The 14990-nt window shown below is 71.0% G+C and carries 10 protein-coding genes; 9 read left to right on the plus strand and 1 reads right to left on the minus strand.

Annotated features, from left to right (window positions below; translation table 11 throughout):
- The first annotated feature begins 139 nt into the window (after nucleotides 1-139).
- The 9 genes from ACIBJC_RS31505 (at nucleotide 140) to ACIBJC_RS31545 (ending at nucleotide 13171) form a co-directional block, all read left to right on the plus strand.
- Nucleotides 140-1147: a hydroxyacid dehydrogenase gene (locus ACIBJC_RS31505; RefSeq protein WP_399298340.1), complete on the plus strand. Its 1008-nt coding sequence runs from the start codon at nucleotides 140-142 to the stop codon at nucleotides 1145-1147.
- Nucleotides 1144-3258 carry an alpha-galactosidase gene (locus ACIBJC_RS31510; RefSeq protein WP_399298342.1) on the plus strand — a complete coding sequence of 705 codons (2115 nt, stop codon included), beginning with the start codon at nucleotides 1144-1146 and terminating at the stop codon, nucleotides 3256-3258. Before ACIBJC_RS31505 ends, ACIBJC_RS31510 begins: the two co-directional genes overlap by 4 nt.
- 41 nt (nucleotides 3259-3299) lie before the next feature.
- A complete protein-coding gene (locus ACIBJC_RS31515) occupies nucleotides 3300-4358 on the plus strand; it encodes a LacI family DNA-binding transcriptional regulator (protein ID WP_399298344.1) in 1059 nt (352 codons plus the stop codon).
- A 290-nt stretch (nucleotides 4359-4648) separates the two neighbouring features.
- Complete coding sequence (locus ACIBJC_RS31520) at nucleotides 4649-5977, plus strand: ABC transporter substrate-binding protein (RefSeq protein WP_399298346.1); 1329 nt, start codon at nucleotides 4649-4651, stop codon at nucleotides 5975-5977.
- Between the two features lie 84 nt (nucleotides 5978-6061).
- On the plus strand, nucleotides 6062-6937 hold the full coding sequence (locus tag ACIBJC_RS31525) for a carbohydrate ABC transporter permease (protein WP_399298348.1): 876 nt from the start codon (nucleotides 6062-6064) through the stop codon (nucleotides 6935-6937).
- The gene (locus ACIBJC_RS31530; RefSeq protein WP_399298350.1) at nucleotides 6934-7869 is read left to right on the plus strand and encodes a carbohydrate ABC transporter permease; all 936 of its coding nucleotides are present in this window, start codon (nucleotides 6934-6936) and stop codon (nucleotides 7867-7869) included. Before ACIBJC_RS31525 ends, ACIBJC_RS31530 begins: the two co-directional genes overlap by 4 nt.
- An 82-nt stretch (nucleotides 7870-7951) precedes the next feature.
- The gene (locus tag ACIBJC_RS31535; protein ID WP_399298352.1) at nucleotides 7952-12493 is read left to right on the plus strand and encodes a Tat pathway signal protein; all 4542 of its coding nucleotides are present in this window, start codon (nucleotides 7952-7954) and stop codon (nucleotides 12491-12493) included.
- 58 nt (nucleotides 12494-12551) lie between these two features.
- Complete coding sequence (locus tag ACIBJC_RS31540) at nucleotides 12552-12794, plus strand: hypothetical protein (RefSeq protein ID WP_329823942.1); 243 nt, start codon at nucleotides 12552-12554, stop codon at nucleotides 12792-12794.
- Nucleotides 12794-13171: a toxin Doc gene (locus tag ACIBJC_RS31545; protein WP_399298354.1), complete on the plus strand. Its 378-nt coding sequence runs from the start codon at nucleotides 12794-12796 to the stop codon at nucleotides 13169-13171. Before ACIBJC_RS31540 ends, ACIBJC_RS31545 begins: the two co-directional genes overlap by 1 nt.
- Before the next feature lie 240 nt (nucleotides 13172-13411).
- Here ACIBJC_RS31545 and ACIBJC_RS31550 read toward each other — a convergent pair whose 3' ends face one another.
- Nucleotides 13412-14965, minus strand: coding sequence for a helix-turn-helix domain-containing protein (locus tag ACIBJC_RS31550; RefSeq protein ID WP_399298356.1), 1554 nt, complete (start codon nucleotides 14963-14965; stop codon nucleotides 13412-13414).
- Nucleotides 14966-14990: the final 25 nt, after the last annotated feature.

Here is a 14990-nt window from a genome sequence, read left to right on the forward strand (position 1 = left end):
CGTCCCGCAGTGACGCTTAACTCCCTCCTCAGGCGCCGTTTCTGTCATACCGCGCCATTGACCCTCTCAGGCGCGGGTGCTTAGCGTAGAGATCGGTTGCTATACCGAAGCCACAGACCCGAGCCGGAGGCCACTTCCCTTGCCCGAGCGTCCCCTGGCGTTGTTCGCCATGAGTGCAGAGAACCTGCCGAAGCTCTTTCCGCCCGACGCCCTGGCCAGGCTCCGCGCCTCGGTGGACATCGACCCCACCCTGGTGGCCGAGGACTTCCACGACCCGCGGGTGGCCGGCGCCCTCGCCAGGGCCGAGGTCCTCATCACCGGATGGGGGAGCCCCGCCATCGACACCGGCGTGCTGGAGGCGGCCCCCGGTCTGCGGGCCGTGCTGCACTCCGCCGGCTCGGTCAAGAGCCTGATCACCCCCGGCTGCTGGGAGCGCGGACTCGTCGTCTCCTCGGCCGCCGACGCCAACGCCCTGCCCGTCGCCGAGTACACCCTCGGCATGATCATGCTCGTGGGCAAGGGACTCCTCGCCGCCCGCGAGCGCTACCGCGCCGACCGCACCTTCACCCTCGCCGAGGTCATCCCCGGCATCGGGAACTACGGCCGTCGCATCGGCATCGTGGGAGCGTCCCGCATCGGCCGCCGTGTCATCGAACTGCTGCGCCCCTTCGACTTCCGGGTCGCGCTCGCCGACCCGTACGTCGACGCCGCCGAGGCCGCGCGACTCGGCGTCACCCTGCTGGACCTGGACGAACTGCTGCGGACCAGCGACATCGTCACCGTCCACGCACCCGCGACCGCCGAGACCTGGCATCTCATCGGCCGCCGCGAACTCGCCCTGATGGAGTCGGGCACGGTCCTCATCAACACCGCGCGCGGCAGCCTCGTCGACACCCCGGCGCTCGTCGAGGAGCTGCGCGGCGGCAGGATCAGCGCCGTACTCGACGTCACGGACCCCGAGCCCCTGCCACCGGACTCCCCGCTCCTCGACCTGCCCAACGCGTTCGTCACCCCGCACATCGCCGGCTCGCAGGGCAACGAGCTGCACCGGCTCGGCCTCTGCGTCATCGACGAACTGGAGCGGCTGCTGCGCGGGGTGCCGCTCTCCCACCAGGTCGACCGTGCCGAACTGGAAAGAGCCGCATGACCCCGCACCCCGACATCATCTGGGGCACCGACGCCCTCACTCTGCGTCTGACCACCGACGCCGACCACCCGCCGCGGCTCGCCCTCGGCGCCGCACCCGGACGCGCCGCCCTGCCGCTCGTCGAGATCGAGCTGGCCGGACACGGGCGTACCGGCACCTCGGGCAAGCGCCATGTGGACGGCGCCGTCTCCCGGCGGCTGCGGTACGTCGGCCACACCACGGCCGACGGGCAGCTCACCGTACGGACCCACGACCCCGTGACGGATCTGCGGGCCGCCACCCACTACCGGCTCGACGACGGCGCGCCCGTGCTGCACACCTGGACCGAAGTGACCGCAGGGGCAAGCCCGTTGGACGTGGAGAGTGTGTCGTCCTTCGTGCTGGCCGGAATCGCGGAGCTGCTCGGCGCGCCCGGCCCCGGGCAGTGGGAACGCGACGTGAGCATCTGGACCGCGGCCAACCCGTGGGGCGGCGAGTACCGCTGGAGCGGGGCCCCGCTCGGCGACGCGGGACTGGTCGACACCGGCATGACCCGCTTCGGCCAGACCGGCACCAAGAACCGGATCACCCGCACCAGCACCGGAGCGTGGCCCTCCTCGGAACACCTCCCGATGGGGTGGCTGGCGGGCCCCTCCGCCGTCCTCGCCTGGCAGATCGAACACAACGGTTCCTGGCACGCCGAGGTCGCCGACCGGTTCGACGAGATCCTCCTGCTGCTGTCAGGGCCCACCCGGCGCGAACACGCCTGGTCGCTGCGGCTCGCGCCCGGCGAGAGCTTCACCACCGTGCCCGTCACCGTGGCGCTCGCACCCGACCGGGACACGGCGATCGCGCATCTCACCGGCCACCGCCGGGCCACCCGCCGGCCGCACCCGGACACCACCGAACTCCCCGTGGTGTTCAACGACTTCATGAACTGTCTGATGGGCGACCCCACGACGGAGAAGCTGCTGCCCCTGATCCGGGCCGCCGCCGCGACCGGCTGCGAGTACTTCGTCGTCGACGCCGGCTGGTACGACGAGGAGCGGGCCGGCGAGGGCCCCGGGGGAGTGCCGGGCTGGTGGGACTCCGTCGGCGCCTGGGAGCCCTCGTCCTCCCGCTTCCCCGGCGGACTCGCCGAGGTCACCGACGCCGTCAAGGCCGCCGGAATGATCCCCGGGCTCTGGCTGGAGCCCGAAGTCGTCGGCGTACGCAGCCCGTTGGCGTCCACCCTGCCCGACGACGCGTTCTTCCGGCGCGACGGCGTACGGCTCACGGAGTGGGGCCGCCACCAGCTCGACCTGACCCACCCCGCGGCGCGCGCCCATCTCGACGCCACCGTGGACCGGCTGGTCACCGAGTTCGGCCTCGGCTACCTGAAGCTCGACCACAACATCGACATCGGCGCCGGCACGGACAGCGGCCCGCACGGCCCCGGCCAGGGACTGCTGGCCCACAACCGCGCCTACCTCGACTGGCTCGACGGCGTCCACGACCGCCACCCCGGCCTCGTCCTCGAAGGCTGCGCGGCCGGCGGCATGCGCATCGACCACGCCACCCTCGCGCACGTCCCCGTACAGTCCCTGACCGATCAGCAGGACGCCCTGCTCCTCGCCGCCGTGGCCGCCGCCGCGCCGGTCGCCGTACCGCCGGAACAGGGCGCGGTCTGGGCGTATCCGCAGCCGGGGCAGAGCGAGGAGGAGATCGTCTTCACCCTGGTGTCGGCGCTCCTCGGCCGCGTCCACCTCAGCGGCAGGATCGACCTGCTCCCACCGGAACGGCTCGCCCTGGTCACCGAGGCGCTCGACAGCTACCGCGGCTACCGCCGCACCCTGGCGCACGCCGTACCCTCCTGGCCGCTCGGACTGCCCGGCTGGCGTGACGACTGGCTCGCGCTCGCCCTCGACACCGGTACGGAGACACTGCTCGCGATCTGGCGCAGGGACGGCACCGAGGAGGTGTGCGAGCTGCCCGTCCCGGCGGGAACCCACCGCGTCGTCCCCGTCTATCCGCGGGTGGCGCCCGGTGGCGCGGTGCTCGACGCGGAGAGAGGACGGCTGCGGGTCGATCTGCCGCGGGCGCCGTCGGCCCGTCTGCTGCGGCTCTCCCGTGCCGCCGCTCCACTATCGTGAGCGCAACGCAGGCGGCAGGCCGAGGGGACACACACGTGGACATGAACGCGACGGGTTCGACCGGTAAGGACGCCTCGACGGTCAGGGACGTCGCCAAACGCGCCGGGGTGTCCGCCTCGACGGTCTCCCGGGTGCTCGGTGGTACCTATCCGGTGGCCGCGGCCACCCGTACCCGGGTGCTCCGCGCCATGCGTGAGCTGGACTACGTCGTCAACGCGCACGCGCGGGCGCTCGGTGGATCCACCAACAAGACGGTGGCGTTCGTCGTCGACGACGTCACCGGCCCCTTCTACGCCCATGTCGCCCGCGGTGTCGAGGAACAGGCGTCCGCCGAGGGGCGGTTGTGCATGCTGTGCACGACCCACGGCGACCCGCAGCGGGTGCTGGCCGTCGTGGAGATGATGCGCGAGCAGCGCGCCGACGCCGTCATCGTGGTCGGCGGCGCCTGGGACGACAAGGAGTACCAGGAGCGCATGACACACTTCGCGCACGCCCTGGACCGGGCCGGCTCACGCCTGGTGCTCGTGGGGCGGCCCCCGCTCGGCGAGGGGGTGCCCGCCACCGTGGTCGAGTACGACAACGAGAACGGCGCCTTCGCCATGACGACCCACCTGCTGAGCCTGGGACACCGCAGGATCGCCTTCCTCGGGCGGGTCCCCGGCCTGTCCACCAGCAGCCAGCGGGTCGAGGGGTTCCTGCGCGCCCACGAGACCCTGGGCCGGGAGGCCGATCCCGCGCTGATCGTCGACGGTGTGTTCACCCGCTCGTTCGGGTATCGCGCCGCGAGCGAACTCCTGGCGTCGGGCGCCGAGTTCGACGCCGTGTTCGCCGCCACCGACATGGTGGCCGCCGGGGTGCTCCAGGCGCTGCGCGAGGGCGGTGTGCGGGTCCCCGGGGACGTCTCCGTGGTGGGGTACGACGACATCCCGGTCGCCATCGACCTGCACCCGGCCCTGACCACCGTCAGCATCCCGCACGAGGAGCTGGGCCGCACCGCCGTACGGCTCGCCCTGCACCGGCGTGAACTCCCGGACGCCCAGCACCAGATGCTGGGCACGCACATCGTCGTACGCGGCTCCACGGTGCGTCCCGGCCGCTGAGTCCCACCCCTCCGATCCACGGTAATCCGCCCACGATTAGAAACCGATCTCTAGTCGTGGGCGGAGCCATGTCCGGACGTGTGGTGCCGCCTCCGCTCACCCCTGACGCCCTGTAACGAGCCGCTGGTACGGGGCGAAGGCGTGTCGTCACGAAAGATTTTCGTGCCCGACACCTTGCCCCATGAGGACGCTGCGCTTAGCTTCCGTAGAGACCGATTTCTATGTCGTCGTGGAGCTGATCAGGAAGTCGGCTTCCTCTTCCATGCCCGAACCTCCCGAGGAGGGGTGTCATGCCTCGCACGCACTTGAGAGTGACCGCCGCGACCACCGTGGTGCTGTCCGTCGTCCTGGCCGGCTGCGGAGGCGGGAGCGGCGGGGACGACACCGCCGCCAAGGGCCCTGTCACCGTCGAGTACTGGACCTGGGACGAGGCGAAGGTGGTCCAGCCCGTCGCGGACACGTTCAACGCGACGCACGACAACATCAGGATCAAGGTCGTCAAGCAGGCCGACAACCCCGGCACCGCCGCCAACCTGCGCAATGTGGTGGCCTCGGGCAAGGGCGTCCCCTGCCTGGTGAAGAACTTCGGCGAGATCCCCGGACTGGTCGGCGAGGGCCTGCTGGACGACGTCACCGACTTCGTCCGGCCGTACGTCGACAAGGGCGTCTACAACGACGCCTCGCTGCCGTCCGCGCAGGCCGGCGGCCGCTACTACAGTGTGCCGATCGGCTACCAGCCGTCCTTCATGGTGATCAACCGCAAGGTCTACGACGAGTACGGCATCGCCGTCCCCAGGACCTGGGACGAGCTGATCACCGCGGGCAAGGAGCTGAAGAAGCACGGCGTCCAGGTGATGAACCTGGCCGGCGAGGACCCCTCCACCCTCGTCAACCTGGTCCAGCAGGCCGGCGGAAGCTGGTACAGGACCGAGGGGGACACCTGGAAGGTCGACTTCCTCTCGCCCGAGTCCCTCAAGGCGGGTGATGTCGTCCAGCGGCTGGTCGACAACGACCTGGTCGCCAACCAGACCTACATGGACCGTCCCGCGCTGATCAACTACTTCGACTCCGGCAGGATGGTCTCCCTGCCGACCCAGGCCTGGCAGCTCCCGACCTACGAGCTGAACTACAAGAAGTCCATGGGGGACTGGCAGCCGGTCGACCTCCCGCAGTTCACCGACGCGCTGCGGTTCACCGCGCCCGCCCACGGCACCGCGCTGCTCGTCCCGAAGGGCTGCGCGCACCCCGAGGAGGCCGTGGCCGCCGGTGTGTGGATGAGCACCACCAAGGCCGGGATCGACGCCAGTTACCAGAAGGACACCAAGCAGTACAGTTGGCCGGGCGCGGTCAAGGACCCGTCGCCCTGGGTCGACTCGGTCGTCCCGGACAAGCTCTTCGGCGAGCGCAAGAGCGAGGCCAGGCCGGTCATCCTCAAGGCCGTGAAGGGCGCCAGGGACACCTGGGTCGTCGGCCCCAACTACACCGGAGTCTTCACCGAACTCCAGGACCAGTGGGCGAAGATCGTGACCAAGAAGATCACGGTCCGCCAGGCCCTCGAACACCTGCAGAAGTTCACGGTCGACGATCTGAAGTCGAAGAACATCAACGTCGAGGGCTGATCCATGGCCGTGGAAACACCAGCACCGGCACCATCACCAGCACCAGCACCGGCGCGTGCCACGCCCCTCAAGTGGCGGCGCGTCATGGCCTTCAAGGGCGCCTCCTTCACCTTCCCCTTCTTTCTCGGGTTCCTGCTCTTCACCGTGGTGCCCGTGGTGATCGCCCTCAAGGAGAGCCTCTACACGGAGAAGGGCTCGGGGCTCGGATTCGGGGCGAAGACGGTCGAGTTCTCCGGGCTCGACAACTTCCTGCGCGGCCTGGAGGACGCCAAGTTCTGGGGCTCCATGGGCCGGGTGGCCCTCTTCGCCGCCGTCAGCATCCCACTGATCCAGCTCACCAGCCTCGGGCTCGCCCTGCTGCTCGACTCGGTCACGGCGCGGGTCGCCGGCCGCTTCCGGATCCTGCTCCTCGTGCCGTACATGATCCCCGGCATCGTCGCCACCCTGATCTGGGTCTACCTCTACAGCCCGGTCGTCGGGCCGCTCACCCCCTTCTTCTCGCTCCTCGGCATCGACGCGAACTTCTACAGCGGATCGATGATCTGGGTGTCCATCGGCAATCTGATGGCCTGGAGCGCGATCGGCTTCAACATGCTCATCCTGTACGCCTCGCTCCAGTCCGTACCGCGCGAACTCTTCGACAGCGCCCGGGTCGACGGAGCCTCCGAATGGCGCATGGCCTGGTCGATCAAGGTCCCGCTGGTCCGCCGCTCCCTGGTGCTCACCACCGTACTGAGCATCATCGGCACCCTGCAGATCTTCAGCGACCCGATGCTCTTCCGGTCGATGACACCGGAGACCGTGACCCGGGACTTCACCCCGATCATGGCCATCTACGACTGGGCCTTCGCGCAGGGCGACTTCAACTACGCGGCGGCGCTCTCGATCATCCTCGCACTGGTCGTCGGCACCGCCTCCGCTGTCTTCTACCGGCTCACGAACAAGGCGCCCACCTCATGACCACGACGACGCGGCCCCCCGGGCCGGCAGCGGCCCCGGACACCCCGGACGCCTCCCCCTCGGTGCGCCGCCGTACGACGGGCGGTGTCGTCCGGCACACCACCCGCACCAAGGCACTCGTCCTCATCGGGCTCGCGCTCTTCACCCTCTACTCCCTCGCCCCGGTGTGGTGGCTGCTCGTCGCCGCGACCAAGGGCCAGCGCGACCTCTACACCACCAACGGACTGTGGTTCTCGGACTTCCGCCTCTGGGAGAACGTGCGGACGCTCTTCACCTACCAGGACGGCATCTTCCTGAAGTGGATGGGCAACACCCTGTTCTACGGCTTCGCGGGCACCATCGGCATGACCGTGATCTGCGTCGCCTGCGGCTACGGCCTCGCACTCTACGAGTTCCGGGGCCGCTCCATCCTGATGGGCTGCGTCATCGGCTCCTTCCTGATCCCCGGGGCCCTGCTGACCATCCCGTCCTTCCTGCTCTACACCGACCTGCGGATGATCGACACACCGTGGGCCATCATCGTGCCGGGCTTCTTCAACGCCTTCTCCGTCTATCTCGCCAAGGTGTACGCGGAGGGCGCCATCCCGCCCGAACTCCTGGAGGCGGCACGCCTCGACGGCGCGGGCGAGTACCGGATCTTCTTCCGGATCGGCGCCCGGCTGATGTCGACCGGGGCCGCCACGATCTTCCTGCTGGGATTCGTGGGCGCCTGGAACAACTTCTTCGGTCCCCTCGTCTTCCTGCGCAGCAGCGAGAAGTGGACCGTCATGCTCGGTCTCTACTCCTGGCTCAAGGTGAAGGTCGACAGCTCCGTGGACCTGACCGGTCTCGTGGTGGTCGGCTCCATCGTCTCCCTCATCCCCATGGTGATCCTGATGATCTCGATGCAGCGCTACTGGCGCTCCGGGGTCACCCTCGGCAGCCTCAAGTAGCCAGTCCCGTACGGCATCTTGGCACCCCCCACCTCTCCGTTGCTCCCTCCTGTCCGCACTGTCCGCCGAGAGGACCACAGACATGGCAAGCGAGTTCACCCGGAGGAACGTGCTCCGTACGGCGGCCGTCTCCACCGGTACGGCCGTCGTGGGCAGCGGGCTGTGGGGCGGGAGCCCGGCCGTCGCCGCCACGCCCCTCGCCGGGCACACCGATCCCGGCGGGGACGCCGCGGGGCCGCTGGACAGACTCGACTTCGGAGCCCCGGACTCCGAGACGGCGCACGCCCTGCGCACCGGACCTTCGGAGATCACCGACGGCCAGGCCGGGGACAGGGCCCGGGTCGCCAGGCCGCTCGACCCACCCACCCTGAAGGGCGGCGACCTCACCTTCACCATGGCGGTCGATCCCGTCCACCAGAACTATCTGACGGTCAAGTTCTGGGGCGGGGACACCTCCGGGTACAAGACCATCGCGTACATCAACGGCGAACAGATCGGCTACCGCCGTTCGGGCGACTACGAAGCCCTCAACCCGGGCACGGTGAAGCCGCTGCCGGGCCGCTTCCACTTCGCCACCGTGATGCTGCCCCTGGAGTCCACCCGGGGCCAGGAGCGCGCCGAGATCACCCTGCGCACCTACGACGCCGGGTTCAGCGCGCCCGTGACGGCGTCCTCCCGCGGGTACCACGCCGTCTACACCCACACCGGCGCCTACCTCGACGTGAGCGGGGAGCCGCTCGGCGACTTCCGCCCCACCACCGACACGGTCCCCGACCTCGACGACGCCGGGAAACAGCGGCTCGTCGACGGATTCACCGCCGCGCAGGTCACGCTCTTCGACGACTGCTCGGCGAAGGTCGACGCGAGCGCGAACGGCCGGCTCTCCCTCGTGCGCTACGAGGACGAACTGCGCTTCTACAGCTCCGCGCTGGCCACGGCGAGCTGGTGCCCGGCGCGGACCACCGCCGAGCGGAAGGCCGCCCTCGCCCGGGTGTTCAAGGCCGTCGACAACCACACCAGGGACTACTACGCCAACACCATGCTGCTGGCGCGCGGAGGCCATCAGGGCGACTGGGGCGGCTTCTACGGGGCGCTCGGCGAGGCCCTGTACATCGTCGAGAACGTCATCGCCGACCCGGAGATCCTCGGCCGCGCCGCCTTCGAGACCTTCCTGGACGAGGAGTTCACCACCGGTACGAGCGAGGGCGAGACCTCGCTGAAGGGCGTGGGGTGGGACGGCGGCCGGCTCACCCGGCGCGGCGCCTGGGAACGGGTGCTCAAGGCCAACTTCGACTACGCGCGCTCCCGCCTCTCGTACATCTTCAACCAGGTCATGTACACCTACGAAGGCGCGTGGGAGGCGCACGAGGGGCTGCGGGTGATCGGCTCGCCGTTCTACGAGGGCAGGGCGCGCAGCCACCGCATCGCGGGGGAGGCGCTGGGCTGGGAGCCCTTCCTCGGCGAGGAGGTGCTGGTCGGCCCCGACGGGCAGGACCTGGACCTCTTCCACTCGCTCTTCTACCACGACACCACGGCCCGCTGGACCGAGGACTACCGCCGCTACGTGGTCAAGGGCCTGGCGAGGAGCAAGCTCGACCGCGAAGGCGACGTGGTGCGCAGGGTGCCGCTGGGCCGGCACTTCACCACCGTCACCGAGGCCGGCCACACCCGGGAGAACGGTTACGTCGCCAACTACGGCGAGTCCACCAACTACCTGCCCGAGTGGTTCCACCGCACCCTCGGCCACCGGGGCGACGAGGCGCTCAACGACCACATCCTCAGAATCGCCCTGCGCAATCTGCACGCCCGCGGCTACGCCCGGCACACCAGCCTCGACGACAACGGCAAGCGTGTGATGCGCATGGAAATGGTGGTGGACGAGCGCAACACCAACTACCCGGGCTTCCCCGGCTACGCCCTGCGCCAGTCCGAGTGCGGACGCTTCCTCGGCTATGTCTCGCTCGCCCGGCACATGAGGGAGAACCCCGGCCGGTACAGCGGCGCGGAGTGGCGCGAGACCTGGGAGCACGCGCGCGCCGCCGTCGGCTTCTTCCAGCAACAGCTCGCCGACCACCAGTACTTCAACGTCTTCCCCGCGGTCATGAGCAAGATCAAGTACGATCTCGCGCTCGGTGACACCTACGCGTACCTCGTGAAGCAGCCGCCCGCGGGGGTCGTGCATCCCCAGACCGACTTCGCCTGCTACACCGCCGCCGAGATCGCCGCGCTCGGGGTACGGCCGTCCGACTACGAGCGCTTCGCCTGGGTCGACGTGGACTGCATGTTCGTCTCGATGCGCGACGGTGATCTGCGGCTCTTCGGCCAGCTCAACGAACGCCAGCGCGGCTTCGCCCGCAACGGCCGCCTCCACGTCCTGCACGGCACCCACGACCATGTGGTCCAGATCCAGACCAACGGGCGGTTCCGGTACGAGGACTACTACGCGCGGATGGACAACATCGACGTCGACTTCATGGAGGACCAGCAGACGGGCGACTCCGCCGCCCCGCAGGCCCTGGCGGGCGAGATCGCCCCCGTCACGTACCAGCCGGGCGTGGGCACCGTACGCCGCGAGAACTTCGAGGTCGACCACGCCTACTCCGGCTACCCGGACCTGCTGACGGCACGCTACGGACGGTATCTGTTCGCGTTCAACACCACGCGCGCGGTGTACGGCAACGAGCGCACCTTCGCGGTGGAGCTGCCGGCCGGGCACCGCGGCGCGACCGTGCTCGACCTGGTCTCCGGCACGCACCTCCCGGTCCGCGCCGGCGCCGTCGAGATCGGCCCGAAGAGCGGCCTGGTGCTGCGGCTCTCCACCGACCGGGAGCGGGAACTCCCCCCGGCCCACGTCGACTTCGTCGCCGTCCTGCCCGGCGACGGGGCCCTCGCGGTCACCTGGCAGACCACGGCGGGGGCCACCCGCTACGAGATCCGCAGAGCCACCAGGAGCAGCGGCCCGTTCACCCTCCTCGCCGGCCGTGCGACGGGACGCCACTTCCTCGACCGTACGGCGCGCACCGGCGTCACCTACCACTACACCGTGACCGGTGTGAACCGGTACGGAACGGGCTGGACCTCCCACGCCGTCCGCGCCGAACTGCCCCCCACCGCCTCCAGCGGTACGGCGCGTTCCGGCTGGCGCGACGACGCGCTCGGCGCCGCACGCCGGGGTTCGGCCACCGTGCGCGGCGCCACGATCCGGGTGCTGGGCGCGCGGGGCGCGGGGCTCGGCGAGGGCGACGACTACCGGCTCGCGGGGCGGGAGATCGAGGACGCGCTGCACTACGTCAGCCGTCCGGGCGCGGGCAGCTTCTCGCTCACCGCGCGCGTCGGCGCCCACCGCGGGGCGCTGACCGGACTGATGCTCAGGGACCGGCTGGCCGCGGACACCCGCTACGTGTACTTCGGCGTCGGCCACGACGGCGGCCTCGTCCTGGAGAACCGCACCCGCGACAGCCGCCACGACTGGCAGGACGACCGGCGCAGCCCGCTCACCGTGGACCTGAAGGGCCACACCGCGGCGGCCACCCCGTACCTGCGGCTCGTCCGGGACTTCTCCACGCACCGGGTCCAGGCGCTGGTCTCCGCCGACGGAGCCCTGTGGACCTCGGTCGGTTCCCTGTTCACGCCCTTCCCGTACACCGTGCACGCCGGGCTCGGGGTGACGGGGGACGCGGTGTTCTCCCAGGTCGCCGTGGCGGCCGTGGACCTCACCGCCGTCCTCGCCTTCGTGGAGCGGAAGGCGGACGCGGCCGTGGTCCGCTGGAACAAGCCGGAGGACGCGCTGACCTTCACCCTGCACCGTACGGGGGACGCGCGCACGGCCCGTACCGATCCGGCGACCCGCCCCAGCGGCTGGGAGACCCTGATCTCCGGCACGCGCGAGCTCGCGTACACCGACGGATCGCTGCGGCACGGCATCCGCTACCACAAGGTGGTCGCCACGACGGTGGGCGGCGGCTCACGGAGCACAGCGCAGCCGGCCGAGGCCAGGGCGGAGAGTCCGGCGGCGGTACTGGCGCGCGCGGACGCCGTCACGGCCGAGAAGTGGACGAGGAAGAGCTTCGCCGCGTTCACGGCGGAGCTGGCCCGGATCCGGACGGCGGCCGGCCGGCCCGGCGCGGGCGAGGACGCGCTGATCGACGCGGTGTACGCGGCGTACGACCTGCTGGTCCCGGTCGAGACCCTGCTGCGGACGTTCCCGGTGACCCCGTCGATGGTGGAGGCGTCGACGGTCCAGTGGCCGGGCACCGGCACCAAGGCGTCGAACGGCTGGCGGGCCTTCGACGGCGACGATGCGACGTACACCGACACCCTGGCGGCGGAGAGCTGGATCGACGTCGACGCCGGGGACGCGGGCCCCGTCGTGATCGACACGATCCGGCTGCTGCCCCGGTCGAACCAGCTCGCCCGCGCCAACGGCACCGTCGTCAAGGGCTCCGACGACGGGGTGATCTGGCACGACCTGTACACCGTCAGTGGCGTCGACACCGCGCGGTGGTACGAGGCGAGGCTGGAGCGGCGGGCGTCGTACCGGCGGATCCGGATCTACGACAACCACGACGGGCGCTGCAATCTGAGCGGGATCGAGTTCGCGTACTACCTGCCCGACGAGGCGTGACGGAAGGTGGCGGACAGCCCGCTTTCCCGGCGTGGTACCTATTAGGTACCGTGGGGGTATGCCGTCACTCAACATCAGCTTCACCGACGACGAGCTCGAGGCCGTCCGTGCCGCGGCCGCCGCCGAGGGCAAGTCGCTCAAGCAGTACGTCCACGACCTGCCGTTGCGCGAGCAGCAGCGGTTGCAGTTCGTCCGTTACGCCGTCGCGTGGGGCGAGCAGCACAGGGGCGAGTTCGACGAGGCGTTCGCGGGCGAGGTGCCACCGGCTCCGGGCGCCGGGCGGCAGGTGGAAGCCGCCTGATGCCCGTCCTGTACATCGACGTGGCCTGGCTCCTTGACGTACAGGAGCAGGCCGTCCCCGAGGACGTGTCCGTGGCCGACTACTCCGCGCTCGTCGCGGCCGTCGCCCGGCACAAGACCCGCATCCCGCGCCCGGCCACGAGCGAACCCGACGTGTCCTGGCGCGCCGCGGCTCTCATCCACACCCTGGTACGGCTGGAGCCGCTGCCGTACCGCAACAGCCTGTACGCCTGCCAGGTGGCCGCCGCGTACATGCACGCCTCGGGCGAGGGCATCGACCCGCCGTACGGGGCGCTCGTCGAGCTGGTGCGCGCCATCCAGTCGGGCAAGGCCGGCGTCTACCAGGCCGCGGACCGGATACGCGGCTGGCGCATCTGATCCGCGCGGCGGGCGGACCCGGTCCGGTCCACCTGCCGCGCACCGGCGAGCGCCCCACCGCCCTGACCCCCGTACGGGGCGGCCGGAAACGTCGCCGGGAACGAGTACACCGCGATCGCCCGCCTGTGCGAAAGCGAGTTTCGGTGGTCACGGTGCCCAAATCCGGGGCCGGAGTGTGCACGGTGCACAGCCCGGCGCGGATCCGGTGCCGCGGCGCAGGGCCGACGGGCGGTGTCCTGGTCACGGTGCACCGTCCGGCCCGTGGGTCGCCGGGCCCCACCGCGTGAACTGCGGGCTCTCTCCCGAGAAGTGGAAGGCGTACACGAGCTCGTGGACGCCCGAGCCGGTGGACAGCAGATCCCGCCCCAGCAGCCGCTCCGAGAGACGCAGCCGGGCCGCGACGGTGGTACGGCTGCTGCCCAGGCGCCGGGCGGTCCGCTGCGCGTCGGTGTTCGACTCGATCCAGGTACGGAGCGTGTCGCGGACGAGCCGATGGCGGGCGTCGTGCAGCGGACCGAGGAATTCCGCGGCCCACGCGGCGGCCGTCCCGCCGCCGGACGGTGGCTCCGCGCCGGCCGGCGGCGGTGGCACGTCGGCGGGTTCGCCGTTCTGGTGCAGCGCGGTGACGGCCAGGGCCAGGGCGAGCGCGGCACGCGCGCGGACGTCCCGGAGGTCGAGGCCGAGCGCGGCCTCGGAGCGTGCGAGGTGGGCGGTGACGGTGTTGCGGCTGATGCCCAGCAGAGCGGCCACCCCGGACCGGGGGAAGAAGAGGGCGAGCCGGGTGGCCTCGGCGGTCAGCTCCGGCAGGGACCGCAGGGGGCGCAGCAGGGCGCGCGCCCAGGCGAGTGCCTCCTCGCGTGGCAGCAGCCGCTCCAGCGGCTCCCGGCCCCGGTAGCCGGCCACCCTGCCGGGGGTGTTGCCGGCCACCGCCAGCGCGTTCCTGGCCTCCTCGTACGCCTCGGCCGTCGCGCGCAGCGGGTGCGGGGCGCTGATGCCCAGGGCGTACTCCTCGCTCTCGGCGACCAGTTCGCGCAGTACGCCGCCCAGCTCCGGCGGAGTGTCCGCGTCCTCGGCGACGATGCAGATCAGATGCTCGTCGTAGACCGGGCAGCGCACCATCATGGCCCGGCCGTGGTAGCCGGACGGGTCCTGGTGGGCCTGGGTGAGCCGGTCGCGGTCGGCGGGCGCGCAGCGCAGCAGATGGACGCGGATCCGGTCGGCGCCCAGCAGTTCGGGGACGGCCCCGGTGGTCATACGCCGGGCCAGTACGGTGTCGCCCGCCATGAGCGCCATGAAGAGGGCCACCCGCATCTGGTGGGCCTTCTCCTGGTAGCCGCGGTACACCGTGTCGGCCGCCCTGGCCCGGTCCAGCAGGGCGATGATGTGGCCGGTGTGCGAGGCGGCGGCGGCCTCCTGGCCGGTCAGCCGGTCCGTCCCGGCCAGGACGAGGACCCGGCGCGGGTCGTCGGATCCGACCCCCTCCAGCCGTACCCGTACCGCCCCGACCTCGGTGGCCGCGGCGGCCATCCGGCCGGTGGCCAGCCGGGTGAGCACCGGTTCGAGCGAGGGCAGGATCTCCCGGGGGAAGCCGGGGGTCGCGAGCTCCACCGTGTGCGCGCGGCCGACGAGGGCGACCTCCGTGCCGAGCTGCCGGTGGAGCCAGTCGATGACTCCCTGGACCCCCACGTCGGGCCGCCAGGCCTGCCGGCCGACCAGATAGAGCAGCTCGTCGAGCCGACCGGCGGGCGGCCCTGGGTGTGCGGACAGGTCCGGCACACCGGGTCGGCCATGCATGCGATCTCCTACCACAACCCCCGAC

Origin of the sequence: Streptomyces sp. NPDC050509 (assembly GCF_044457965.1) — a bacterium.
In the GTDB taxonomy this organism is placed as follows: domain Bacteria; phylum Actinomycetota; class Actinomycetes; order Streptomycetales; family Streptomycetaceae; genus Streptomyces.